The 25,595-nt window shown below is 70.6% G+C and carries 20 protein-coding genes and 1 pseudogene; 10 read left to right on the top strand and 11 right to left on the bottom strand.

What is annotated here, in order from left to right; genetic code table 11:
• Positions 1-120: 120 nt before the first annotated feature.
• The 4 genes from ABFX55_RS09690 to ABFX55_RS09675 are packed head-to-tail and all read right to left on the bottom strand — an operon-like array spanning position 121 to position 4,416.
• Complete coding sequence (locus tag ABFX55_RS09690) at positions 121-810, bottom strand: SDR family NAD(P)-dependent oxidoreductase (RefSeq protein WP_346119689.1); 690 nt, start codon at positions 808-810, stop codon at positions 121-123.
• Positions 807-1,571, bottom strand: a complete 765-nt coding sequence (locus ABFX55_RS09685) for a sugar isomerase domain-containing protein (RefSeq protein WP_346119687.1) — start codon at positions 1,569-1,571, stop codon at positions 807-809. Before ABFX55_RS09685 ends, ABFX55_RS09690 begins: the two co-directional genes overlap by 4 nt.
• Positions 1,568-3,637 carry a GH36-type glycosyl hydrolase domain-containing protein gene (locus ABFX55_RS09680; RefSeq protein WP_346119685.1) on the bottom strand — a complete coding sequence of 690 codons (2,070 nt, stop codon included), beginning with the start codon at positions 3,635-3,637 and terminating at the stop codon, positions 1,568-1,570. The genes ABFX55_RS09685 and ABFX55_RS09680 overlap by 4 nt, the downstream gene beginning before the upstream one ends.
• On the bottom strand, positions 3,634-4,416 hold the full coding sequence (locus ABFX55_RS09675) for a GntR family transcriptional regulator (RefSeq protein WP_346119683.1): 783 nt from the start codon (positions 4,414-4,416) through the stop codon (positions 3,634-3,636). Before ABFX55_RS09675 ends, ABFX55_RS09680 begins: the two co-directional genes overlap by 4 nt.
• Positions 4,417-4,492: 76 nt before the next feature.
• Here ABFX55_RS09675 and ABFX55_RS09670 point away from each other — a divergent pair, with 76 nt between their 5' ends.
• Together ABFX55_RS09670 and ABFX55_RS09665 are read left to right on the top strand one after the other, a co-directional pair.
• Entirely contained in the window at positions 4,493-5,839 is a 1,347-nt protein-coding gene (locus tag ABFX55_RS09670; RefSeq protein WP_346119681.1) for an MFS transporter, read from the top strand.
• On the top strand, positions 5,836-7,158 hold the full coding sequence (locus ABFX55_RS09665; RefSeq protein WP_346119679.1) for a M28 family peptidase: 1,323 nt from the start codon (positions 5,836-5,838) through the stop codon (positions 7,156-7,158). Before ABFX55_RS09670 ends, ABFX55_RS09665 begins: the two co-directional genes overlap by 4 nt.
• Before the next feature lie 261 nt (positions 7,159-7,419).
• Here the strand turns inward: ABFX55_RS09665 and ABFX55_RS09660 are convergent, their stop codons facing one another.
• From ABFX55_RS09660 to ABFX55_RS09645, 4 genes are all read right to left on the bottom strand, one after another.
• A complete protein-coding gene (locus ABFX55_RS09660) occupies positions 7,420-9,288 on the bottom strand; it encodes an AfsR/SARP family transcriptional regulator (protein WP_346119677.1) in 1,869 nt (622 codons plus the stop codon).
• Positions 9,289-9,681: 393 nt separating this feature from the next.
• The gene (locus ABFX55_RS09655; RefSeq protein WP_346119675.1) at positions 9,682-10,359 is read right to left on the bottom strand and encodes a response regulator; all 678 of its coding nucleotides are present in this window, start codon (positions 10,357-10,359) and stop codon (positions 9,682-9,684) included.
• Positions 10,341-11,441: a hypothetical protein gene (locus ABFX55_RS09650; protein WP_346119673.1), complete on the bottom strand. Its 1,101-nt coding sequence runs from the start codon at positions 11,439-11,441 to the stop codon at positions 10,341-10,343. The genes ABFX55_RS09655 and ABFX55_RS09650 overlap by 19 nt, the downstream gene beginning before the upstream one ends.
• A complete protein-coding gene (locus ABFX55_RS09645; RefSeq protein ID WP_346119671.1) occupies positions 11,431-12,534 on the bottom strand; it encodes a sensor histidine kinase in 1,104 nt (367 codons plus the stop codon). The genes ABFX55_RS09650 and ABFX55_RS09645 overlap by 11 nt, the downstream gene beginning before the upstream one ends.
• A 490-nt stretch (positions 12,535-13,024) precedes the next feature.
• Between ABFX55_RS09645 and ABFX55_RS09640 the strand changes: the two genes are divergently transcribed.
• Positions 13,025-14,344: a hypothetical protein gene (locus ABFX55_RS09640; protein WP_346119669.1), complete on the top strand. Its 1,320-nt coding sequence runs from the start codon at positions 13,025-13,027 to the stop codon at positions 14,342-14,344.
• Positions 14,345-14,473: 129 nt separating this feature from the next.
• On the opposite strand, the gene ABFX55_RS09635 is transcribed toward ABFX55_RS09640, so the two are convergent.
• The 3 genes from ABFX55_RS09635 to ABFX55_RS09625 form a co-directional block, all read right to left on the bottom strand.
• Positions 14,474-14,686, bottom strand: coding sequence for a hypothetical protein (locus tag ABFX55_RS09635; RefSeq protein WP_346119667.1), 213 nt, complete (start codon positions 14,684-14,686; stop codon positions 14,474-14,476).
• A 169-nt stretch (positions 14,687-14,855) separates the two neighbouring features.
• The gene (locus tag ABFX55_RS09630; protein ID WP_346119665.1) at positions 14,856-15,155 is read right to left on the bottom strand and encodes a hypothetical protein; all 300 of its coding nucleotides are present in this window, start codon (positions 15,153-15,155) and stop codon (positions 14,856-14,858) included.
• 222 nt (positions 15,156-15,377) lie between these two features.
• On the bottom strand, positions 15,378-16,106 hold the full coding sequence (locus ABFX55_RS09625) for a GbsR/MarR family transcriptional regulator (protein WP_225303134.1): 729 nt from the start codon (positions 16,104-16,106) through the stop codon (positions 15,378-15,380).
• Between the two features lie 310 nt (positions 16,107-16,416).
• Between ABFX55_RS09625 and ABFX55_RS09620 the strand changes: the two genes are divergently transcribed.
• The 7 genes and pseudogenes from ABFX55_RS09620 (at position 16,417) to ABFX55_RS09585 (ending at position 25,583) form a co-directional block, all read left to right on the top strand.
• Entirely contained in the window at positions 16,417-16,776 is a 360-nt protein-coding gene (locus ABFX55_RS09620; RefSeq protein ID WP_225303135.1) for a DUF1048 domain-containing protein, read from the top strand.
• A 129-nt stretch (positions 16,777-16,905) separates the two neighbouring features.
• Positions 16,906-18,144: a serine hydrolase domain-containing protein gene (locus ABFX55_RS09615; protein ID WP_346119663.1), complete on the top strand. Its 1,239-nt coding sequence runs from the start codon at positions 16,906-16,908 to the stop codon at positions 18,142-18,144.
• Positions 18,145-18,482: 338 nt separating this feature from the next.
• Positions 18,483-19,744, top strand: a pseudogene (locus ABFX55_RS09605) (transposase).
• A gap of 310 nt (positions 19,745-20,054) precedes the next feature.
• Positions 20,055-20,735 (top strand): alpha/beta fold hydrolase, encoded by a 681-nt coding sequence (locus ABFX55_RS09600; protein ID WP_346119659.1) that lies wholly within the window; start codon positions 20,055-20,057, stop codon positions 20,733-20,735.
• A 125-nt stretch (positions 20,736-20,860) separates the two neighbouring features.
• Complete coding sequence (locus ABFX55_RS09595) at positions 20,861-21,658, top strand: alpha/beta fold hydrolase (RefSeq protein WP_346119657.1); 798 nt, start codon at positions 20,861-20,863, stop codon at positions 21,656-21,658.
• Between the two features lie 129 nt (positions 21,659-21,787).
• Entirely contained in the window at positions 21,788-22,651 is an 864-nt protein-coding gene (locus ABFX55_RS09590; RefSeq protein WP_346119655.1) for an alpha/beta fold hydrolase, read from the top strand.
• Between the two features lie 169 nt (positions 22,652-22,820).
• Positions 22,821-25,583: a helix-turn-helix transcriptional regulator gene (locus ABFX55_RS09585; RefSeq protein WP_346119653.1), complete on the top strand. Its 2,763-nt coding sequence runs from the start codon at positions 22,821-22,823 to the stop codon at positions 25,581-25,583.
• Positions 25,584-25,595: the final 12 nt, after the last annotated feature.

The raw sequence follows: 25,595 nt of genomic DNA, 5'->3' as shown, positions 1-25,595 counted from the left end.
CCGCCGACCTGGCTGAGCTCCTGGCCACCACCTGAGGCCGCACACGCACCTATCTGGCTGTGCCACGAGCTCTCCGGGGTGGTACCAGAACCCCGCCACCTCGCCGAGCCTCGTGCACCTTCACCGCAGGTGCCAGCCGCCGTCGACCGGGATGACCGCGCCCGTGGTGCGGTGCGCGGCAGGGGAGAGCAGCCATAAGACGGCGGCGGCGATGTCGGCGGGGGCGCAGAGCCTGGCTCCCAGTGGCATGAGCTCGGGGAGCCTGGCCTGGATGGCCTGGTCGGCCTGGGCTCGGCGGCTCATCGGGGTGGCGACAAGACCGGCGGAGATCAGGTTGATCCGCACCCCGCGCGGGGCCGCCTCGCGGGCGGCCGATCTGATCAGCGGGATGAGCGCGCCCTTCGCCGAGGCGTACGCCACGGTACGGAAGTCGTCGTCGATCGAGGTGCCCAGCGCCGAGCCGATCACCACGATCGACCCGCCCTCCTCCACGACGGGGACGGCGGCGCGCAGCAGCCGGAACACCGATTCGTGGTTGACCCTGTGCACCTCGCTCCAGGCCGCGTCGCCGCAGTCGGCGATGCCACCGTCACCCAGCGACCTGCCGGACATGCCGACCGCGTGCACGACTCCGGTGAGTTTCCCGTGGGCGGCCACCGCCGTGGCGACGGCCCGCTCGGCGCCGCCGGGCCTGGTGATGTCGATGCCGTCGGCGAGATCGACGCCGAACGCCGTGCCGCCGGTGGCCTCCACCGCCTCGACGCAGGCCCTGCCGATGCCGCCGTGCGATCCGGCCACCAGGACGGTCATGGCTTTCTCAGCACCTCGGCCGCCCTGCGGGCGTGCTCCAGATAGGCGGCCTCGAACAGCTCCTCGGCTCGCCGCGGCCCGACGAGCTTGGCGCTGGAGATGACCGGCGGAACCAGGCCGTCCTCGGCCAGCCGCTCGGCCGTACGGACCTTGATCTCGTTGACCACGGCGACGGCGGCCACCGTGCTGCCGGGCCCGACCGGCTCGGTCAGCCCGTCGATCCTGCACAAGGCGTCGCCCACGGGCGTGCAGAGGTCGATCACCACGTCGGCGTGGTCGGCCAGCCGGGTCCCGCTCGGGTGGCCGGGCTCGACGGCGTTCGTCTCCCGCATCGACGTCACCGCGATCACGGGCACGCCCGCCTTGCGCAGCCCCATGGCCATCTCGATCGGGACCGCGTTCAGCCCGCTGACGCTGAACACGATCGCCGCGTCGGTCGGCCGCAGCTCGTAGTTGGCCAGGATCTGCTCGGCCAGTCCCTCGACCCGCTCGATGAACATCGCCTGCCGCATCCCGTTCGCCCCGCCGACCTGCGTGTAGAACGTCATCGACAGCTCCACGAGGGGATGGAAGCCCGGATAAGAGCCGTACCGGGGGAACATCTCCTCCACGCCCATCCGGGAGTGCCCGGTGCCGAAGGTGTGCACCACTCCCCCGCCGCCGATCACCCGCGCGGCGATCGCGGCCGCGGCCTCGATCGCCTCCTCCTGGGTCCGTTCGATCTCGCCGAGCAGCTCGATCGCGTGCCTGATCCACCTCATGCCGGTGTCCCTCCACGGAGTGCGGCGCCGACGGTCAGCACCCTGCTCTCGAACGAGGCCCCGCCGCCGATGCGGAGGGCGCCTGAGATCTCGGGTTCGACGCCCAGGAGCCGCAGGTAGGCCAGCAACGGCTGGGCGTGCGCGTGCAGGTTGGCCACCGGGTAGGCCTGCATGGCGACGCCGACGCCGGCCAGGTCCCAGGTGCGGCCCGGGCGGACCGACTCTGGCGGCAGGTAGGCGTCGGGCCCGGACAGCGTGCCCTCCCAGACGTCGGGGTAGGCCGCCGCGTGCGCGGCCAGCGACATCCGCCGCCACCAGGCCCACCCGAGCTCGGGAGCGTGCGCGGCGGCGGCCCAGACGAGTGTCATGTTGATCGCGTACCAGATCGCGCCGTCGGCTCCCTGCGCGGCAGGCCACCTGACCCTGGCGCCCAGCGGTGATCCCGCGGCGGCCGTGTCCTCGATCCGCTCCAGCAGCCCGCGGGCCTGCACGGGCGAGGCGGCGCCGCAGAGGATCGCCCACGGCTGGACCTCCAGCCACAGGTCGTCCTCGCCGACCACGGCTCCGGGACCGTAGGCGCGGCGGAACCAGCGCCCGTTCCACTCGCCGGCGACCAGGTCCCGCAGTTCCTCGCCGAGCTTGCGCGCCTCGGCCCCCGTCGCGTGGTCGCCGAGCCGCTCGGCCAGCGCCGCGTAGCGAGGCAGCACCCAGGCGGCCATCGCCGAGTTCAGCACGGACTCGCCGTGCTCGATCATCTCCTCCCTCGGCACGCCGCTCATGGAGATCGCCAGGTCGTTCCAGTCGGCGTTGAGCATCCGCACGTGCCCGTGCTCGCCCCGGCCCACGACGTCGGCGAAGAAGCGGAACTGGCGGCGCAGGTTCTCTCCGAGAGGCACCGCCTCCGCGGCGTGCACAGGGTGGTACGGCACGGCCTCGCCGAACGCCTGCACGTCCCCCGTCGCGGCCAGGTACTCCACTCCGAGCCACAGCGTCCACAGGTTCTGGTCGGACGGCCGGAACAGGTCGGTCCACGGCGACTTGTCCGGCCGTAGCGCGTACGGCAGGTCCCCGTCAGGGCTCCCCCACGCGCACGTGTTGCGCAGCACGGACAGGGCCAGGTCGGGCTCGGTGTACACGAGTGGGAGCGCGTGCTGCAGCGGATCACGCGCGGCCCCGTTGAAGCCGTGCCTGAACGAGTAGCACGAGCCCTGGTCCAGCGTGTGGCCGCCGAGCACGCCGTCGGCGCACGCGCCCCCCGTCAGCAGCGCCGCGTGCCACGGGATCTCCCGCTCCGCCTCGGGAGCCTGTACGGCATGCGCCCGCGGCAGCCGCGCGACAAGCTTCGCCAGGCTTTCCTCGAAGCCGGCCCCCTCGAAGCCGGCGCCCTCCAAGCCGGCGCCCTCCAAGCCGGCGGTGCCCTCAATGCCGACGGCCCCCTCGAATCCGGCGGTGCCCTCGTTGAGGAGGCCGTAGCGGAACTCCGTGATCGTCTCGGTTTCGAGGTCGAGTGTGACGGTGAGCCGCCCCGACCTGGTCCTTTCTCCGCCCAGCAGCTCCAGTTCGAGCCCGGGATCCGCCGCAGGGACAGGACCGCTGATCAGCCTGACGTCGGCGGGGCGGGACTCCCACTCCTCGGTCAGCGCCAGCCGTACCGGCTCGCCGGTCAGGTTGCGTACCCGCAGCCGGATGAGGACCCATGGCTGCTCCCCCTCGGGGCAGAGCACCGTGCGCTCGAGCGACACGCGTTCGTCGGCCACCCGCACCACCGCGAACGTCGGCCCGAACAGGCGCTCGGCCGTGGATCCCGCGGTGGACAGCTCGCCGATCCTGCTCACGCCGGTGCCGCGGGTCAGCCAGCGCAGCCCGGTGTGCTCGTCGAACAGGTCGCAGCGGCCGAAGTTGTCGGCGACCAGGGTGATCCGCCGGTTCCCGAGGTGGACGACGTGCCGCCGCGTCGGCGGGTCGAGGATCGGGTCCCACAGCGCGCGCGGGTCGCGCTCCTGGTCCATGGTGTAGGAGAACGCGGGCAGGCCGTGGAGGAGCGTCCACTCGCCGAAGGAGCTCATGGCCTGGCCTGGCCGAGCAGGACGTTCTTCGCGTCGTTGAGCTCGACGGAGAAGACGGCCAGGTCGCCTCTGGCGTGGCGGATCGTGTACTCCAGGGGCAGTCCCGCCTCGGTGGCCGTGGTCCTGCTGGTCGCCAGGAGGGCCGCGGCGATGGGGACGTGAAGCAGCCCGGCCAGGCGGTAGTCGGCGTTGACCGCGCCGATCGTCTCCCTGCCCGAGGCGGGACTCAGCCCGTACCTGAGCCGCAGCAGCCCGTACAGCGAGCCGGTCAGATCCTCGTCCAGGATGCCCGGCACCAGCTCCGACGGAAGATGGGCGCTCTCGATCATGCACGGCTCGCCGTCGAGGAGCCTGATCCGCTCCAGGAACACGATCTCCGCTCCGGCCTCGAGGCCGAGCGCGGGCGCCACGGCGGCGGGGCACGGCCGAGGCCTCGCCTCCAGCACCCGCGTGGTGGGCTTGCGTCCCAGCCTGGCCATCGTCTCGGTGAAGCCGGCGGGCCTGGCGCCCAGCTCGGAGGCGACTCCGAGCGGCGCCGTGTAGGTGCCGCTGCCCTGCCTGGCCACCAGCAGGCCCTCCTGGACCAGGTCGCCGATCGCCCGCCGCGCGGTCGCCCTGCTGACCCCCGCGAAGCTCATCAGGTCCTTCTCGGCGGGGATGGGAGTGTTCGGGGCGCAGTCGGCGATCACCGCGCGCAGGCGCTCGCGCAGCTGGTAGTAGAGCGGTACGGCAGCGCCGGGTTCGAGTGCCAGCCGCCGCGCCCAGTCGATGTCGGTCATCCGTCCTCTTCCCAATTTGTACGGACGACCGTATCTTTTCCGCCAACAGTATCCGTGTCAACGGAGGTGCTCGGTCATGGCCGTCTTAACTGGGCAGACGACGAGGGGCGAACGGCTCGCCTATTTCGGCGGCGGTTTCGGGATCAACCTTCTGAGCGGGACCATCGGTTCCTACATCCTCATCTACCTCACCGACGTGGTCGGGCTGGCCGCGGCGGCCGTCGGCACGCTGCTCCTGGTGGCCAGGCTCCTGGACGCGGTCGGCGACCCGTTCATGGGGTACGTGATCGACCACCTCCCCGAAAGGCGCGGCGGCCGCTACCGCCCGTACCTGTTCACCGGCGCGCTCCTGGCCTCCGTCAGCTTCCTCTCGGTCTTCTTCGTTCCCCTCTGGACGCCGTGGCCGCTGCTGGCCGCCTGGGTCACCTACCTGGTTTGGGGCTTCGTCGCTGACCTGGTCGACCTGCCGTTCATCTCACTGCTGCCGACGATGGCCGCCGACACCGCCGAGCGATCGCGCCTGGCGGGGCTGTCGACGTTCGGGCGGATCCTCGGCGTGCTGGTGATCAACGTGGCGACCATCCCGGTGGTCTCCTCGTTCGCCGACGAGCGGACGGGCTGGCAGGTCTGGGCCCTCTGCCTGGTCCTCGCGTCGCTGGCCATCATGGCGATCGTGCCGGGCAGGGTGCGCGAGCGCGTCCGCCCGGTGAATCCGCAGCGGTACGGCCTGCGCCGGCTGGTCACGCTGATCCTGACGAACCGTGCGGCGATGGTCCTGGTCACCGCCAAGCTCAGCGCTTCGACCGCCATCGCGGCCGGCGGCGCCAGCGTCTACTACTTCACCTACAACGTGGGCGACAGGTCGCTGATCAGCATCGCGGCCCTGGCCATGGTGCCGCCGACGATGCTGGGCGCGCTGCTGGTGCCGGCGCTGATCCGGCGCATCGGGCTCAAGGCCGCCCTGCTGGGCGCGCTGCTGCTGTCGGCTGCGCCGTCCGTGGTGATCTGGCTGGTGCACTCTAACGTCACGTTGGTCCTCGTCCTGATGGGGCTGACGGCCGTGGGCGGCGGCGCGACGCTCACCGCGGCCAACGCCACCATCGCCGAGCTCGTGGACTACGCCGAATGGCGCTTCGGCGACCGCGCGGAGGGCGCGTTCACCTCGCTGGCCGCCTTCGCCGCGAAGGCGGGCGCTGGGTTGGGCGGCGCGATGGTGGCCTACACGCTCGCGTTCACCGGCTACGTGGGCGGCGCCCGGCAGAGCGAACAGGCGCTGGACGGGATCGTCTTCGCGATGACGCTGCTGCCTGCCGCGGTGCTGCTGGCCGGCGCTGCGATCTTCCTCGCCTACCCCGTGACCAGGGAACTGTCGGAGCGGGTCGCGGCCGAGCTCGCCGAACGACGTCAGGAGGCTCTTTCGTGATCGTGCCCAGTGCGGCCCAGATGATGGAGTGGATCGAGACGGTGGTCGCGGAAGGCGTCCGCCGCCCCGGGTATCCGGCCGACGACAGGGTGGCGGAGTGGGCCGCCGGGCTGTTCGCGGACTTCGGGCTGCGGGACGTACGGCTGCCGCCGGTCGAGCTGGAAGCCTGGCACCCGGTCGGCGCCACGCTGCGGGCCCACCTCGACGCCGACCCGGCCACGGTCGTCGAGGTGGCGGCGTTCGCGCTGCCGTACACGATGGAGAAGGCGCGGGTGACGGCGCCGCTGGCCCGCGCGCCCGAGCGCGGGGCGATCGTGGTGAAGGAGTGCGCGCTCGGCCGGCTCCCCCAGGCGTTGCTGCGTGAGGCCGCGACGTCGTTCTACGATCCCGAGGGCGTCTTCGACCACCTCGAACAGATCCTGCCCATGGACCTGGACGCGATGGCCGGCCTCGGGGCGGCGATCGAGGCCGGCGCCGCGGGATTCGTCGGCGCCTTCACCGGCATGCCGTGGGAGAGCCGCGACCACTACGTGCCCTACGACGCGGTCCGCCGGCCGATCCCCGCGGTCTGGTTGTCGCGCGACGACTCCCGCAGGCTGCTCGCCCTCATGTCCGAGGGCCCGTGCACCGCGACGCTCAGCGTCGAGGCGGAGGTACGGCCGGCCGTGTCGCACAACGTGACCGGCGTGCTGCCAGGCCGCTCCGACCAGTGGGTGATCATCGGGTCGCACCACGACGCGCCCTGGGCCTCGGCGGTGGAGGACGCCTCGGGCGTGGCGCTCGTGCTGGCCGCCGCCCTGTACTGGTCTCAGGTGCCGCGGGAGCGGCGGCCGCACAACCTGCTGTTCCTGCTCACGGCGGGGCACATGGCCCACGCGGCCGGCACCAGGGCCTTCATCGCCGCCAACAGGGACCTCCTCGGCGAGGTCGTGCTCCAGCTGCACCTGGAGCACGCCGCCCTGCGGTGCGAGATCGTCGACGGCGTCCTGGTGCCGACCGCCGATCCCGAGCCCCGCTGGTGGTTCACCACCCAGGATCCCCGGTTGGAGAGGCTGGTCCATGACACGCTCGTCGCCGAGGACCTGCGCCGGTCGTTCGTCGTACGGCCCGACATCTTCGACCCGATGCCGCTCACGGACGGCGCGTTCTTCTTTCCCGAGAAGGTGCCGCTGGTGCACTTCCTCGCGGCGCCGATGTACCTGTTCGACTCGGCCGACACCCTCGACAAGGTCGACCAGGCCGCTCTTGAGCCGCTTACCAGGGCGGCCATCCGCATCGTGCTCGGCACCGACGGCTGGACCCGATCACCGGACCCCTGACGACGTGTGAAGTGCTTGATCGGGCCTGGGGCGGGGGGCATCGTGGGCCACGACGAGGTCCAGCTTCTCCCCACCAGAGCTGAGCGGTTTCGGAGGGGGCGCGAGAGCTCACGCCGCACAGGACGATTCAGACGCTAGATGTACGGTGTCCAGCCGGGCCCGATGGGGGTGGCCGGGCCAAACGTGTTGCCCCCCTTGCCGTTCCAGATGTGCGGCCGGGGGGGCCGCCACCTGATTGGCGCCCATGCGCCGGCCCTCGCGTCAGGGAAGCGTTTCCGGCTTTCGCCAGGTAGTGGGGGAACCCGCGGCGGCGTGCACGGGTCCGGACAGGTGACGGGCGGCCTGCTCGCGGGCGAAGAGGCGGATCAGGTCGTGCATCCGGTAGCGGCCGGGCCCGGCGGATACGAGGAGGCGAGCATCTAGGAGGTGGTTGAGCGCGGCTTCCGCCCTGCGTTCCGGCCAGCCGGTGAGAGCGGAGGTGCCGGCCGCCGTGTGGATGGGGGTTTCCATCAACCCGAGCTTGAGGAACGCGTGGGAGGCGTCGTGACCCGCGGGTTCTCTCGGCAGGTGCTGGAGGCTGACCGCGATGCTGTGGCGGATGGCCAGATCGGCATGTTCGAGGGCGTCGAGGCGGCGGTCGGGGTCGGTGAGCTGATCGGCCAGGCAGGACAGTGCCCGATCGGGCCGGGCAGCCACGCGTGCCGCCGAGATGCGGAGCGCGAGGGGGAGGCCGCCGCACTGCCGGACGATCTGCTGCGCCGCTTCCTGCTCGCCGCGGACCCGGCCGGGATCCGCGATGCGGCGGAACAGTGCGGTGGCGTCGGCGTGGTCGAGCCCGGTGAGCTCGAGATGACTCGTGCTGTCGAGCGAGGCCATGATCCGGCGGCTGGTGGTGATCACCGCGCATGCGGGCCCTGCGGGGACGAGAGGCCGGACCTGCCCGGCGTCGAGCGCGTTATCGAGGACGACCAGCAGATGACGCGTCGAGGTCAGCGAGCGGTAGCGGGCAGCGGCCTCGTCCAGGGTGGACGGTATGGCGGCGCCGTCAAGCCCGAGTGAGCGCAGCAGCCGGCCGAGGGCCTCGTACGGCGGCAGTGGCTGGAGCCCAGCGGTGGCGGCGCCCAGGTCGACGTAGAGGACGCCGTCGGTGAAGCGATCGGCGACGGCGTGCGCGACGTGAACGGCAAGTGCGGATTTGCCGACCCCACCGGGACCGTGCACCGCGGCGACGGCAGGCAGCCCGGGCCGGGTATCGGTGAGCGTCCTGCGCAGCCATGCGATCTCCGTGGCGCGCGCGGTGAACGCCGGGATGTCGGCGGGGAGTTCGGTGGGGATGACAGGCTTGCTGAGCGTGGCTCGCTGTGCCGGGGCGTCGAGGTCGAGCGCGGGATCTCGCCGGAGCACCGCCTGCTGCAGCCGGCGCAGTGTCATTCCTGGTTCGATACCCAGCTCATCGGCCATGGCGCGGCGCGTCTCCCGGTACACGGAGAGCGCTTCCGAGGGGCGGGAGGCCCGGTACAGCGCGAGCATCAGCTGGGCGCGCGGACGTTCCCGCAGCGGGTTGGCCTCGACGTGGGCGGTGAGCACCGGTACGACCGCGTAGTGATCACCGGCTGCCAGGCGCAGGTCCACGTGGTCCTCCAGCGTGGTCAGGCGCTCCTCTTCCAGGCGAGCCGACTCGGCCTCGGCCCACGAGGCTGTCATGCCGGCCAGGGCATCCCCTCGCCACAGGGCCAGAGCGCGCTGGAACAGCCCGTCCGCCGTCGCGACCTCCCCCTGTGCCCTCGCGGCACGTGCCCGGCGGGCCAGGAGCGAGAACAGGTGGACGTCGATGCGCTCACGGGGGAGGTTCAACCGGTACCCGCCGGAGACGGTCGCGATGATGTCCTCGCCCTGGTGCGGTGAGAGCAAGCCGCGAAGTTTCGACACCACGATGTGCAGCTGCTTACCCGCCGTCGTTGCCGTGCTCTCGCCCCACACCTGGGCAAGCAGTTGTTCCGCGGAAACCGGCTGCCCAGCACTCAGTGCCAGCCTGGTCAGAACCCCGACCCGCCGCTCACCGGCCAGCACGGCCGGCTCGCCGTTCGCCGCGATCTCGCACGGCCCCAGGATTTTGATCTCCAGTCCCATCAGGGCTCCCTGTCATATCGATGGCCGATGCGAATCTCTGCGCCGGGAGCGGGAAAGGAGACGTCCGCTCATGGGGGCAGGCCGGAAGGGCGGCCGTTTCGACGGTGAGTCGGCGCGGAGCGCCTACGCCTCAAGCGCCGTTACCGCCCGGCGGCGCCCCCGCGACACCGGCCAGAACCAGTCGGGCACCTCACGAACGGGTCCTCACCGAACCCGCGGGCGATCGTGAACGCACCCATCGTGCAGACCGACGCCGAACAGCAAATCTCCCCCATCGCTCTTACGTTCGTCCCCGAGTAGAGGGGATACCCGTTGCCCCGTATCCGCGCGACATGGCCGCGGCAGACCACCACCCTACGGAGATCTCGGGCGTACCGATGTCCGGCGAACGCCCTACAACGAGGTCTCCGTCTGGTTGAGCTCGGCGAGCGTGATGAGCCCGTCGTCGAGGGCGCGGCTGACCAGTTCGCTCTTGGTGCGGGCGCTCCGTCCCACATTGGCGTACTTCACCCGCACCCGTGTGATGTAGGTGTCGACGGTCTTGGCGGCGATGTTGAGCTTGGCCGCGACGAGCTCCTTGGAGGAGGAGACGAACCACGCCCTCAGCACCTCGACCTCCCGCTGGGACAGCCGAGGCCGGTCGGCGGCGGTGTCCGCGATGAACGCCCCTGAAAGCGAGGGCGTGGTGTACGGCTCGCCCCGCGCGACCGCCCTGATGGCGGGGACCAGGTGCTCCGGCCCCTCCCGTTTGGTCAGGTAGGCGAGCGCGCCGAGATCGACGCACTTGATGGCGATGGCGTCTTCCGTGTGTTGTGAGTACACGATCACGCGCCTGCCGATGTCGACCAGCCTGCGAAGCTCCCCGAAGTTCGGCAGACCGGGCACCAGCTCCAGATCGAAGATCACAACATCGGCGGCGGCGCCCGGCCCGGTCCAGACGTCGGCGAGCCGGTCTCCGGCGTCGATGAGGCCGATGGGCGGTACGGCGTGGGCACACCAGCTGCCGACTCCGGCGGCGATGGCCGCGTGATCGTCCACGATCACGGCAGTGATCAGCTCGTCGGCTGCCATCGGGCCTCCATCCAGACCATGTCGTCGTGGCGCAACGCCTCGACTCGGACACCGGTCGAGACCGGGTTCGGCGCCGTCACCTCGTCGCAGTCGGCGACGACGCTGACCGACACCAGGTCCGCATCGCCCACGACGGTGACCCGTGCCCGTGAGGTGGCTGTGGCCAGCACAGTCAGCACCGCCTCGGTAAGATCGCGCCGTACGGCCACGGGCGGCACCGGCCACTGCCCGCGTGCGTCCAGTTCCACCGCGACACCCTTGCGGTCGGCCACGTCGGCGCAGTGACGCAACTCGTGCAGCAGAGGGTCGGCGACGGAGTCGGCCTCGGCGAACAGCCGCCGCAACCGGGCCGCCTCAATGGCGCAGCGCCGCTGAACCTGCGGATCCCCTGGGTCGAGCGATCCGTCGGCGAGCCCTTCCAGCAGCGGAATCGTGGCCACTGACAGCTCGCCGTACCGCCGCAGCCTGCGCCGGTGCGCCTTGGCCGTACCGGCCTCGGAGACCCGTACTCGCTCGATCTCCAGGTGCGCGGCCGCCGCCACCGCGCCGAGACGGTGCAGGATCGCCGCCATCACCGCCACGCACAGCGGGAAGCCCACCACGCTCACCGAACCGGTGGCGAACCGGGCCAGCGCCTGCTGGGTGGGGTGATCGAAGACGAGCAGGTGCAGCAGGGCAAGGAGCTCGTGGGCCAGCAGGAACGCCACGCAGGAGCGCAGCGGCCGATCGAGCAGGACGACGACGCCCACCCAGTTGGCGGCGCCGAACACCCAGTCGATCTCGGTCGAGGTGCGTCTGTCCGGCAGGGCCGCGTACGACAGGGCCGACGCGCCGAGCACGACGGTGATGGCGAGCCCGCGGAGCCGGTGCCACGATCTTCCCAGGACGAGCAGGGCCGCCTCGCCCGCGAGTAAGGCCCCGAGCGCCGCCATGGCGCCGAACTGCGCGAGCGCGGGCTCGTAGCGGTCCATGTGGCGCAGCAGGTTCGCCATCCCGAGCCCGAACACGATCGCCGAGGCGGCGAGAAGCGTCGCGATCCGCAGGCCGTGCCGTAACGCGGCCTCGAACAGGTCAGCCGTCACCGGCGCGCCACTCCAGCCGTACCAGGGTGCCCTCGCCGGAGGCGGAGGTGATCGTGGCCGTGCCGCCGATGCGGGTCATCCTGCCATGGACGGACTCGCGCAGGCCGTACCTGGTGGCCGGCACCTCCGCCGGGGAGAATCCCCTTCCTCTGTCGGCGATGTCGAGCCGCAGCGCTCGCGAGTCGCCACGCAGCCGTACGGTCGCCCGGGTCGTATCCGCGTGCCGGCGCACGTTGGTGAGCGCCTCTCCCGCCGCATCGGCGAGCGCGCGCGCGACGTCGTACGGCAGGCGCAACTCCTCGGGAGCGTCGAACTCCACGGTCAGCGGCACCGCGTCGAGACCGGCGCGCAGCAGTTCCACGACATCGGCGTGCACGTGGGCCGGGCTGTCGCCCGAGGCGAGCCTGTCGAGATCCCTGCGGGCCTGAGCGGGCAGCCAGCCGGCGTCGGAGCGCACCTGTCCGATGCCGACCATCAGCAGGGTCGTCGCCGCCGTGTCGTGCAGGGCGTTGGCGAACTCGCGTTCCTCGGCGCGGACGGCAGCGGCCAGGAGCGATTGGCCGCGCGCCCGCGCGGCCTCGTCGGCCGCCAGGTCGGCCCGGTGGGCGGCCCGCCGCAGGAGCGTCCAGGCCACCCGGGAAAGCGCGGCGGCCGCCGGCGCCCACAGCAGCCCTCGGATCACGCTGGCGTCCGCGCCCGCCGCGGCGACGACGAGCACCGTCCCGCCCCCGGCCGCCAGCGCCGCGGCGGCGCCCACCAGCACCGGCGTGTGCCACTGGCAGGTGACGCACATGAAGAGGACCAGCAGGCGCAGCCAGCCGGTGTTGGTGTCCTCGATCGCGTCCGTCCACCAGACGCACGCGGCCAGCCCCAGCAGGACGAGAACGTCGAGGACGACCGGGACGCTCCCCAGGCCCCTGCCGAGCCACCACGCGTAACCACAGGTCCAGGCCGCCGCGACGGCGACGACGAGGGCGGTGGGCGCGAGATTGCCGGGAGCGGAGCGGAACAGCGCGATCGCGCAGATCGGAACCAGCGTCACCAGACGCATGACGGCCGCGTACTGGCGGCCGAAGCGGACCAGTTGGCGCATCGCCTCCTGCGCCACCCCGTCACCTCGCTCCCGTCGATTTCGTTCGGACAAATCCTAACGATTGACCAAACCGTAATCGCGGTGAGAGGCGTTCGCCTGACACTCCCGCGTTCCCGTCGTCCGTAGGCTCGCGTCGGGGGCGCAAAGGGCGAAGCACGCCTTCCCGTCGTATGCCTGTCATCTCAGGGGCGGCAGGCCTGCCCGCTCTGGAGGTTCGCCGATGTCCACCCCTCACCCGCCGTCCCACGGGTCCGGCGCGCCCGGATATCAGGGCGGCCGGCACGCCGCGCCGTCCTGGCCTTCCGGCGGCTTCCCGCCCTCCGCCCAGGATGGACCGGCACCAGGCGGGACAGGACCGGGCGTACGGTGGCCTCCCGGTCCCGGCGGGCAGCCGCCCCACCCGCAGGGCGGGCCCGGAGGGCAGTGGTCTCCTCCTCAGCGAAACGGCGACGGAAGGGGAGGGAAGGGGCCGCTGATCGCCGTCCTCGTCGTGCTCGGCGTCGTCCTGGTCGGCGGACTGGCAGGGGCCTGGCTGCTCCTGAGCCGTGACGAAGCCGCCCCGCCCGCGAACCCGACCTCCGGCCGGGGCACTCCGGTCCGGTCGCCCACGGCCAAGGAGGCGAAGACCATCGAGGCGGTGAAACTCCGGGCGATCACTGGCGACCAGCTCTGCGCCGCCGTACCGGACGACCTCCGTAAGAGCCTGGTCGCCGACGCCAGATACGGCGGGAAGGACGCATCGACCGCGGCGGCCACCGACACCGAGAAGCGGGCGGCCTGCAGCTGGACGAACAGCAAGATGGACGTCGGCGACGGCGTCCTCGGGTATCGCGCGCTGAGCATCTCCGTGGAAGCCAAGAGCGCAGAGGCGGTCAGCGCCGTCGAATACACCACAGATCGCTTCGACCGGGACAAGAAAGCGCACGAGCGGCGAGTCAACGTCCGCAACGGCAAGCGGATCGACGGCAGGACCTCGGGCTCGGCGTTCGGCGAGCTCAAGGCGCTGGAGCATGGCGACGCCTCCTACAGCCAGACCTCCATCGGGATGAACGGCCTCAAGGCGGAGGTGTTCGTCCGGCAGGGCCCCTGGCTGATCAAGGTCACCTATGGCGGCGACAACCGAACCGGCGCCAAGTACCCCTCTGGCGACGAGACGCGGGCCGCGGCCGGGAAGGTCGCCGAGCTCATCACGGCCGAGATGGCCAAGAGTGCCGACAAGGTGAAGCTCACCGGGCCCTGCGGCATCGTCACCGCCGAACAGATCGAGTCGGCGTTCTTCCCCGCCGCCGGCGGACCGTCCGTCCGTACCAACGACGGCAGGATCAAGCAGACCACCTGCACCTGGGCGGTCAAGGAGGCCGTCAAGCACCGACCTGGGGATGAATTCACCGCTCGCGGAGGCCAACTGGACATCCGCGTGGTCCGCTGGGGTGGGGGCGACGCCGGGTCGAAGTTCCAGTTCGATCGCGACGCCAAGAAGTACGACCGCTACCGCGACAAGGGCGGCATCGCCGACGGTCGCCTCCACATCGTGTACGAGCCCCGCCAGGAGCTCTCCGGGCTCGGCGAGAAGGCGTTCGTCGTGCTCTCCAGCACCACCAAGCTCTACGACAAGAGCGCGCCCCCCATGATGGAGATCCTCGTCAAGGTCCTGGTCGGCGACCAAACGGTCGAGGTCGCGTTCCGGGGGACGACAACCGGAGGCGGCCTCGTCGACGCCGCCGGCTACCGGGCACCGTTCTTCGAGTCGGCAGTCGCGACACCGGCCCTGACGAAGGTGGCCAAGATCTTCCTCGACGGCCTGAAATGACCTGAGGGTCGCGCGGGAACGCCGAAGACAATCGAGCGCAGGGCAGCTCAAGATACCGGGCGTTCTCGGGACGGACCGTTGGGCGAACGAGGAGGCCGGCCATCGGCAGGCGGAACCTCACGTGACGGATCAGGCGGTCGCGGTCAGGGCCGCGCGGGCTGCGGTGAGGATCTCCTCCGACAGGGGGGAGTCTTTGGTGGCGCGGGCCAGGAGGAGTGCGCCGAGCATGCTGCACAGCCGGATGATGCCGTCCTGGTCTTCGGTGGCGAGCCAGTCGGCGAAGTCGCTGACGCCCTCGGTGTAGACGCGGTGGGCCTCGAGGTTGCCGGGTTCGCGCGCCATGTCGCTGACGAGCGCGGCGACGGGGCAGCCGTCTGCGGGATTGTCGCGGTGCTCGACGGACAGGTAAGCGTCGATCAGCGCCTGCTGGGCGGCGTCGAGTCGTCCGGTGTGCTGTTCGAGCGCGGCCGTATGGCGCTGGGTGAGTTCGTCGAAGGCATGGGTGGTGGCCTCATCGATGAGCGCCTCCTTGGAGGCGAACTGCTTGTAGAAGCCTCCGTGGGTCAGGCCGACCGCCTGCCGGCGCGCATCGGCCCCACAGCTCGGTGAGCGCGGCGCCGATCTCGGCCTCGGTGACGTCGGCGAGCGGCCGGTCGCGGCCGAGCAGGTCGATGGTGCGGTCGATGGCTGAGGCGTAGGCGCGGTGGGTGTTGGGGTTGGCGATGCGCGGGGTGGCGAGGAAGGCGTCGGCGGCCGCAGCGAGGCTGACCCCTCCACCGCGTAGGGCGGTGATCTTCGGCGCGGCGCTCATGCCGCCCGCCAGGCGACAGCTTCGGCGATGTACCGGATAACGTGCCGGAGTCGCGCACCGCTCCAGCGAGCGGTTCTCCTGGTCGCTGCGCTGCCATGATCGCTCATGTACGTGATAATAAGCTGTTATCGTGTACATGGCATGCCGCGCAGGAGCGAGCGATGGTGGGAGTGCGTCTTCATAGGGGATCCCTTCCTGTGCCCCGCCGAAAGCCGCGAGAGATCATGACCGGTGCCTGGCGTTCCGTTCGTCCTGGTTCTGCTGCCACTGCTCCATGACCTGTCCGAGGCTCGCGTTGACGAGGAGCAGGAACTCGGCAGAGGAGCAGAAGCGGGCGCCGGCCGGGGTCGCGGCCCCGAGGACCTCCGCCGCGCGCTGCGAGGTGGCGGCCAGGGTCTCGTTCATCTGCAGAGCCGCGAGGGTGGAGCGGACCCAGAGCTCGTCGTCGACGACGTAGCGTTCGCGGCGCCCGCCGGGAGTTCGTTCCCGCTTGAGGAGTCCCTGCTGTTCCAGGAGGGCGACGGTCTGCGAGATCGACGCGGGGCTGACGTGAAGCCGCTGGACCAGGTCGGCGGCGGTGAGGTTGCCGGAGTCGGTGACATGCAGGCAGGCCAGCACCCTGGCCGCCATCCGGGGCATCCCTTGCTGCTCAAGGAGCGTGGCGAAGGATTCGGTGACGTTCTGGACCGCCTGGGGGTCGCGCCCGTGGCTGCTGTCGCCGATCGGCGGCGCCGGAGGTTTGGCCTGCCGGTGCCGGCGCGCACGCTGCTGGGTGGCTTCCTGCGCCCGCTGCGCCCGGTAATCGTCGGGTCCGCCGTTGCGGGTGACCTCCCGCATGATGGTTGAGCCGGGCCGCCCGAGACGCCGGCCGATCTCGGTGTATCCGAGCCCCTCGGCCAGCCCTGTAGCGATGTGCCGACGGTCCTCGTCGGTGAGTCTGTCTCCGGGCATCGGTGCTCGTCTCCCATCTGCCGGCGTGCGCGCCTCGGCGCCCGCACTCCCGCCGCACAGTATGCAATCACTCGAAGTCCATTGCAACACAGATCTTGATCATCTATTGCAATCAGCGTCATACTCATTGCAGTATTCGTCCATAGACTGAGCTTGAACAGGCCTATCGGCTTTTCCAAGATGTTGACTCATCTATGAATGCAATGTACTGTCGCAGACGTTCAGCGATGCATGAACGACCGGTCTGGTGGAGGATCTGGAGCTTCCCCACACAACGGCTCGAACAGCTCCACAAAGGAGACAGATCACCATGTCCGACACCAAATTCGGCGGTTTCGTCGCGATGATGATCGGCCCCAAGCGGCGGTGGCGGCAGTACCAGGCGCGCGTACGACAGCTTCCGCCGAACTACCGCACGGCGGTCGAAGCTATTCAGCGGCACATGATGCACTTCGTGCCGACTGACGCCGACAGCGACGCGTCGAGGTTCGAAGACCTCGCCGCCCTGTTCGAACAGGCCGCGGCGGACGGAACACCGATCCGCGAGATCGTCGGGCAGGACCCGGTGAAATTCGCCGAGGCGTTCGCCCGGAACTACACCGACGGCGGCTACGTCCCCGCCCGTGCGCGCAAGCAACTGACCGACGCCATCGAGCGCGCCGCCGGTTAAGGAAACACGACAAGACCGTCTGACGACGACCCAGCACATCGCGCCCGAGGCCGAGCGCCACGCCGGGACGGGACGGGTCACGCAAGATCAACGTTGTGTATCGAACACTTGTATGTAAGGAAATTTGTGATGGGACACAGCAACAGCGGCTTCTCCAAGACCGGGCTGGACAGACTGCGCGAGGTGCTGGCCGGGCATGTCGAGTCCGGGAAGATTCCCGGACTCGTCGCCCTGGTCAGCCGAGGCGAGGAGACACACGTCGAAACGATCGGGACGATGCGCCATGACGGGGGCGCGCCGATGAGCCGGGACACCATCTTCCGGATGGCTTCCACGTCCAAGCCGGTCGCGGTGTCGGCGACGATGGTCCTGCTGGATGAGTGCCGGCTGCGGCTGGACGAGCCGGTGGATTCGTGGCTGCCCGAACTCGCCGACCGGCAGGTGCTGAAGCGGCCCGACGGCCCGCTGGACGAGACCGTGCCGGCGCGGCGGCCGATCACCGTACGGGACCTGCTCACCTCCACGTGCGGGCTCGGATTGGATCTGACGGCGAAGACCGCTCCGATCATGGGCGCGTTCTTCGAGCAGGGGGTTTACGGCCAGGAGGACGGATGGCTGCTGCCGGGCTCGGACCCGGATGAGTGGATGCGCCGCCTGGGCACGCTCCCGCTGATGCACCAGCCCGGCGAGCGGTGGCTGTACAACCTCAGCGACGACGTGCTCGGCGTACTGGTCGCCCGGGTCACCGGCCAGCCGTTCGAGACGTTCCTGCACGAGCGCATCTTCGAGCCGCTGGGCATGACCGACACCGGCTTCCACGTGCCCGCCGACAAGATCCACCGGCTGCCGCCCCTGTACGCCCCCGACTGGCAGACCGGAGAGTTCAACGTGGAAGATCCGGCCGAAGGCGGACACCACAGCCAGCCTCCGGCGTTCCCGTCCAGCGGCGGCGGACTCGACTCCACCGCCGACGACTACCACGCCTACTTCCGCATGCTGCTCAACGGCGGCATGCACGACGGCCGGCAGATCCTGTCCCGGCCCGCCGTCGAGCTGATGACCACCAACCGCCTCACGCCCGAGCAGCAAGCCGCCCGAGAGGTCTGGGCCCGCAACGGCGTCCATACGGGGTACGGTCTCGGGCAGCACGGCGGCTGGGGCTTCGGGATGGCGGTGCGCACCTACCGCGGCGACTACGCGCCCATCGGCCAGTTCGGCTGGGATGGCGGAGCCGGCACCACCACCTACGCCGACCCGCACAACCAGCTCGTCGGCATCCTGCTCACCCAGACCGGGATGTCCACCCCGGACTCGGCGCGGGCCATCCACGACTTCTGGACCACCCTCTACCAGGCAATCGACAACTGACCCACCCCAATCTGGTCGAGGTCGCTCCGGCAGAAAGACCGGCCTTCGACTCCACTACGTTCCGCGATCATCTTCGTCTCCTCCAGCGTGTCGGTCATCACCAAGGAGATCGTCGACGCCGCCCGCCAGAACCTCGTCATCGGCTCGATGTGAGATCACACCAACCACCAACAGAGATCCGCCACCAACGATCATGAACTGAGCCGCTGCCTGGCCCCCGCTTCCGGGCCAGGCAGCGGCCTGTTCAGAACACTCAGGACCAACCACCACCGCAGCCAATCCGACCACGACAAATACCGATCCAAGAATCACGACCTGAAGCGATCCAAGTCACAGGCATGCTGCCCCGGCTGGACTTCCCCGAGCTGCTACTGGAGGTCTTCGACCGCACTGGCCTGCCCGCGGACTTCACCCATGTCTCCGGCACCGATGCGGCGATAGACGACTTCCCGATGAGTTTGGCCGCCCTCATCGTGGCCGAGGCGTGCAACGTCGGACTGGTCCCGATCGAAAAGCCGAACGTACCCGCCCTGACGCGGGCACGGCTGCAGCAGGTCGACCAGGGCTACCTGCGCGGGAGACGATCGCGGCGGCCAACGCCCGGCTGATCGGTGCCCAGGCCGGCATTGGCATCGTCCGGCATTGGGGCAGTGGGCACATCGCCTCGGCCGACGGGCTGCGTTTCGTGGTGCCGGTGCAGAGTCTCCACGCCGGGCACAACCCCATCTATTTCGGTCGGCAGCGCGGCGCGACCTGGCTGAACGTGGTCAATGACCAGGTGATGGGGATCGGCGGGCTGGTGGTGCCAGGCACGTTGCGCGACTCGCTGTTCATCCTGGACGCCATCCACAATCTTGACGGCGGTCCTCGCCCCGAGACGATCATCACTGATACCGCCAGCTACTCCGACCTGGTGTTCGGCTTGTTCGCGATCTGCGGGTACCAGTTCTCCCCGCGGATCGCCGACCTGGCCGACATGCGGCTGTGGCGGACCAACACCCGCGCCACGTATGGGCCGCTGGAGCACATGTCCCGCCATGTGGTCCGCTTGGACCGGATCCGTGCCCATTGGGGTGACATGCTGCGCGTGGCCGGCTCGCTGACCATGGGCACCGTGCGCGCCTACGACCTGATCCGGATGCTGTCGGCCGACGGCCGCCCCACCGGCCTGGGTGAGGCGTTCGTACACTACGGCCGCATCTTCAAGACCCTGCACTTGCTGCAATTTCTGCACGATGAGGGCTACCGGCGGATGATCGGCACGCAGCTGAACGTGCAGGAGGCCCGGCACCGGCTCGCCCGCAAGATCGCCTTCGGCAACCGCGGGCAGTTGCGCCAGCGCTACCGCGAGGGCATGGAAGACCAGCTCGGCAGCCTTGGCCTGGCGCTGAACGCGGTCATCTGGTGGAACAGCCTCTATCTGGATGCCGCCGTCCAGCAATTACGCGAGCAGGGTTTCCCGGTCACCGACGAGATGTGCGCCCGGCTGTCGCCGATCCAGTACGAGCACATCAACTTCCTGGGCCGCTACGCCTTCACTCGCGCTGATGTCGGCCCCGGGTTGCGCCCCTTCCACGACCTGCCTGTGTCGGCCGGATGAGCTCGCCGCCGCCGACGGCTGGTCAGGATGTCGGGTAATACTGCGGGTTGCCGAGAATGCGGGCGACGCTGTCGCGGGGCGCCTCGATATTCGCCCGAGCCGGAGGGGAGCCGTAGGCGTCCCGCATCACCCGCGCACACCTGCAGCGCGCCTGCGGCCGGGATCCGCTCGACGGCACCTGCCTGCGCGGCCGAAAAGCCGGGGAGCCACCCCGCCGGCAGTTCTGCGTGCTGTTCTGCATGGTCCCGTCCGCGGGCCGCGGCTTGGATGGAGCACACAAGAGGGACATTCATCCAGGTCAGGAGCAACCATGGCCACCATCAGGAACGTCGTGCTGGTGCACGGCGGGTTCGTGGACGGATCCGGCTGGCAGGGCGTCTACGACGACCTCGCCCGCGACGGCTTCCGGGTCCACGTGGTGCAGAACCCCACACTGTCGCTGGAGGACGACGTCGCGGTGACACGGCGGGTCCTCGACCGGCTCGACGGCCCGGCCGTCCTGGCCGGCCACTCCTACGGGGGCGTCGTCGTCAGCCAGGCCGGCACGCACCCCAACGTGGCGGCGCTGGCTTACGTCGCCGCCTTCGCCCCCGACAAGGGCGAGTCGGTCAACACCCTCATCGCCGACCCGCCGCCCGGCGCCCCGGTGCCGCCGATCCTGCCGCCCGTGGACGGGTTCCTGTTCCTCGACCGGGACAAGTTCCACGCCTCCTTCGCCGCCGACCTGCCCGCCGCCGCGGCGGCGTTCATGGCCGACGCCCAGGTTCCCTGGGGAGTGGATGCCCTCGGCGGCGCCGTCACCGAGCCGGCCTGGCGCAGCAAGCCGAGCTGGTACCTGGTCGCCACCGAGGACCGCATGATCCCGCCGCCCGCCCAGCGCGCCATGGCCGAGCGCGCCGGCGCCACCGTGGTCGACGTGATCGGCAGCCACGCCGTCTACGTCTCCCAGCCCGCCGCCGTCGCCGCGCTCATCCGCCAGGCCGCCGCCTGACCGACTCCGAGGGCAACCGCCGCCCGGGCGACGCGCCATCATCGCCCGGGCCGTCACTCCGATGGCACCCGACCCCAGGCTTGCGGCCTGGCCCCCCGATCTCCCCTTCATCCATTGGAGCTGACATGAAACTCGCGCGCCGTACCATGCTCGCCGCCGCGGCGGGTGGCCTCACCGCCGCTCTGCTGTCGGTCCCGGCCGCCTCCGCCGGCACCGGCACCTCGACGGACAAACCGACGATCGTCCTGGTCCACGGCGGCTTCGCGGACGCCTCCAACTGGAACGATGTGATCGCCCGGCTCCAGGCGAAGGGCTATCCGGTCATCGCGCCGGCCAACCCGCTGCGTGGCCTGCCCGTCGACGCGCCCTACATCGCCAGCGTCCTGAAGTCGATCGACGGCCCGATCGTGCTGGTCGGCCACTCCTACGGCGGCGCCGTGATCACCAACGCCGCCGCCGGCGTCGGCAACGTCAAGGCTTTGGTGTACATCGCCGCGTTCGTCCCCGACAAGGGCGAGCAGCTCGGCGTCCTGATCAACAAATACCCCGGCACCGAGATCCCCGCCGCGGTCCGGGAGGTCCCCTATCCCGGAGGCGTCGACCTCTACCTCAAGCCGGACAAGTTCCGCGCCGCGTTCGCCGCCGACCTGCCGGTGTCCACCACCCGCCTTATGCAGGCCGGTCAGCGCCCGTTCGCCGCCTCCTCCTTCACCGACAAGACCACCGGCGCCGCTTGGCGCACCATCCCCTCCTGGGCCCTGGTCGCCACCGAGGACAAGGCCATCCCACCCCAGCTTGAGCGCTACATGTACAAGCGCGCCAAGTCCAAGGTCTACGAGACGGCCGCCTCCCACGTCCCGATGATCAGCCGGCCCGGCCTGGTGACCAGCATCATCCAGGACGCCGCCCGGACGGTCGACTGACCGGCAGGGCCCGGCGCCACACAGGCGTCCGGGCCCGTCTCCGGCGTGGCGCAGAGCGCCGGCGGCCCTGCGCCAGGCCGATGTCATCGACACCCCCGTCCCCCCGTCAGCTGAGTCGAAGGAGCCCTGGTGAGCATCACCACCGATCCGCTGCTGCCCGGTAGCCACACCGTCAGCATCGGAGGAGTCCTGCAGCGCTACCACGTGGCAGGCGCCGGTCCGGTGTGCCTCGTCCACCCGGGTGGCCCCGGCATCGGCTGGGAGTATCTGCGGATGCCGGAGCTGGAGCGGCACCTGACGGTGGTCTACCTCGAACCGGTCGGCACCGGTTCGTCCGGCCGGCTGCCCCGCCCGCACGACTACCGGATCGACGTCTATGCCGGGTTCCTGCACGGCGTCATCGAGCACCTGGCCGCGCCGAGCGTCTACCTGCTCGGCCACTCTCACGGCGGATTCGTCGCCCAGCGCTACGCGCTGAGCCACCCGTCCCGCCTGGCGGGTCTGATCCTTTTCGACACCTCGCCCGTCACCGGTGAGGAATTCTGGCAGCAGGCCCTGGCCAACCTCCAGCGGTTCTCACACAGCCGTCCCGAAGCGGCCGGCATCCCGCAGGCCTTCCAGCGGGCCCTGGCCGCCGCCGACGACGAGGCCTGTACCCAGGGCATCCGCGACATCCTGCCCGCCTACTACGCCGACTACTGGGCCCGTGAGAGCGAACTCGCCTCATTGCGCGGCTCCTTGCGTGCCTGGGCCGACCCCGTACGTGCGGGAGAGCCGCCCTTCGACGTCCGCGAGGAGTTGGGCGATATCACCACGGCAACCCTGATCATCAGCGGTGCCCACGACTTCATCTGCGGCCCCCGCTGGGGCCGGATGCTGCACGAGGGCATCCCCGATGCTCAATTCCTGCTGCTGGAAGACAGCGGACACATGGGACACTTCGAGCAGCCGGTCGCCTTCACCTCCGCCATCAGGAGGTTCACATGCACCTGACCCCTTCACTGCCGCAGACCGCCGGCCACGACGGCGCGGGCTCGTCGACGCCCGGCCCGTCCCCGGCGCAAACAGGTTCTTCAGCGGAGGGCGGCACTCGCCGCACCAGTCCGCCAGCCAGACGCTCGGTGAGCTCAAAAGGCTCCGCAACCAGGCATACAGTCAGTCCGTGACGCCCTTAGACGATGGCCGGCTGATCGGCCGGGACCGGGATCTGGCCCGGCTCGGCGCCTTCGCCGATCAGGCAGCGGCCCAGGGCGGTGCGTTCGTCCTGCTGGGTGAGGCCGGGGTCGGCAAGTCCGTCCTGCTGGCGGCCGCGGCGGCCCGGGCCACGGCGGCTGGTCACCGGGTGCTGAGCGCCTCCGGCTCGCAGTTCGAGGGCGAGGTGAGCTACGCCGGCCTCCACCAGGTGCTCCAGCCGCTCTTCGACGACCTGCCGACGCTGACCCCGGCGCACGAGCGGGCCTTGCGCGTCGCCTTGGGGCTGGGCGAGGGCGCGGCGCCGGGCCGGCTTCTCGTGGCCAACGCAGCCCTGATGCTCCTGCGCCAGGCCGCCGCTCCTCGGCCGCTGCTGGTGGTCGTCGATGACATCGCCTGGCTGGACCGCGCCAGCGCCGTCGTGCTGAGCTTCGTGGCGCGCCGCCTCACCGGCAGCCGCGCCGGGCTGCTCGCGGCCGCCCGTTCCGAAGAGGAGAGCTTCTTCGAGTACGGCGGGCTGCCCGGCCACGAACTGCAGCCGCTGGCCGAGCAGGACGCCGCGGCCCTGCTGAAAGCACGTTTCCCGGCGCTGTCCCCCCGGATTCACCAGCGGTTGCTGGCCGACGCCCAGGGCAACCCTCTGGCGCTGCTGGAGTTGCCGGTGGCGCTCGGCGACCTTCAGCGAGGCGGCACGCTGCCTCCGGTGCTGCCGCTCAGCGGACGCCTGCAGACCGTGTTCGCCGCGCGGATCCGGGGCCTTCCCCTGGCGACGTTCGGCATGCTGCTGCTCGCCGTCCTCGACGGGACCGGCGACCTGACCGTGCTGGATACCGGCGCGCTGGCACCCGCGGAACAGGCGCGCCTGGTCAGGGTCGATGCGAGCGCGGGGAAGCTGCTCTTCCGCCATCCGCTGATCGGCTCGGCCGTGATGGAGATGTCCACGAGCGAGCAGCGCCACCGCGCCCACCTGCTGCTGGCCGAACGGCTCGCCGACCAGCCGGAACGGCGAGCCTGGCACCTGGCCGAGGCTGCGGCGGGACCCGATGAAGGCGTGGCCGCTCTCCTGCAAGCCGTCGCCCATGCCAACCTGCGACGAGGCGACAGCGTCCACGCCATCACCCTGCTCCTGCGCGCGGCCGAACTGAGCCCGGCCGACATCGACCGTGCCGGACGGCTGGGCGAGGCCGCCTACCTCGGCGCGGTTGTCAACGGTGACCTGCGTGACGCGCCGCACCTGCTGGAGCAGGCCCGCCGCGCGGACCGGCGGGGCGAGTCGCTGGCGGCCGCGGTCGCCGGCGCCTACCACCTGCTCAACGGCGACGGCGACGTGGACAGCGCGCACCGCCTGATGGCTGGCGCGATCGAGGTGCTGGACGATCCCGGCGATGCCCACAACAAGCCCCTCATCGAAGGGCTGTACACCCTGCTCATGATCTGCTTCTTCAGCGGACGAGCCGAGCTGTGGCAAGCCTTCCACGCGGCAGTCGGCCGCCTCAGGCCGGGGCCTCCGGCGCTGCTGGACATCCTCGCCAAGACCTTCTCAAACCCTGCCCGCCTGGCGCTCCCGGCCCTCGATCGGCTGGATGCCGTCATCGCGAACCTGCACCAGGAGATCATCCCGGCACGCATCTCCCGCATCGGCATCGCCACCGCCTACGTCGACCGGCTGGGACGGTGCCGCGACGGGTTGTGGCGGGTCATCGACCACGGCCGCGACGGCGGAGCCGTCACCTCGCAGATCGAGGCGCTGTTCCTGCTGGGCAACGACTCCTTTCTCGTGGGCCAGTGGCAGGAACTGGAGCAGGTCGCCGAAGAGGGCCTGGCGCTGTGCGAGCAGCACGGCTACCAGCTGCTGGCCTGGCCGGGAATCTACCTGAAGGCGATGCTGGCCGCCGCGCGAGGCCAGGACGAGACCGCCACAGCCCTGGCCGACCGGATGACCCGCTGGGCGACACCGCGAAGGGCGCGGGCGATCCAGTGCTACGCCCGGCAGGTCAGAACGCTGGTGGCGCTCGGCGGAGGCGACTTCGAGGAGGCCTACCAGCAGGCCTGCGCCATCAGCCCCGCCGGTGTGCTGGCCTCGCACGTCCCGCATGCCCTGTGGACCATCACCGACCTGATCGAGGCGGCCGTGCGCGCTGGACGCCACGACGAGGCCGCCGCTCATGCCGCCGCGGTCGCGCAGGCCGGACTGGCCGCGATCTCGCCCCGGCTGGCGATGGTCACCGCCGCTTCGGCTGCCCTGACGACTCCGGACGAGTCGTACAGCGGGTTGTTCGAGACCGCGCTCGACACACCCAGCGCGGACCGCTGGCCGTTCGAACGGGCTCGCCTGCAGCTGCTGTACGGCGAGCGCCTGCGCCGCGACAAGGCCACCACCAAGGCCCGCACCCAGCTGACCGCCGCGCTGGACACCTTCCGCAGCCTCGACGCGCGGCCGTGGACGGCCAGAGCGCACACCGAACTGCGCGCAACAGGCCTGTCCCACGGGCAAGGGGTGGCCGCGGGGCTGGCCTCGCTCACCCCCCAGCAGCGGGAGATCGCGATGCTCGCCGCCCAAGGGCTGACCAACAAGCAGATCGGCCAGCGGCTGTTCCTGTCTCCGCGCACCGTGGCCAATCACCTCTACCAGCTGTTCCCCAAGCTCGGAGTCGCCTCCCGGGCCGCGCTGCGCGACGCGCTGTCGACCCCTGGCACATTGGAGTCAAATGACTCAATCCAGGCCCCGTCCTGAAACCTAACGTCG

This window comes from Nonomuraea roseola (assembly GCF_039535395.1).
Lineage (GTDB): Bacteria > Actinomycetota > Actinomycetes > Streptosporangiales > Streptosporangiaceae > Nonomuraea > Nonomuraea roseola.
Note: the sequence above shows the minus strand (reverse complement) of the source record. Positions and strands in the feature narration are given on the sequence as shown.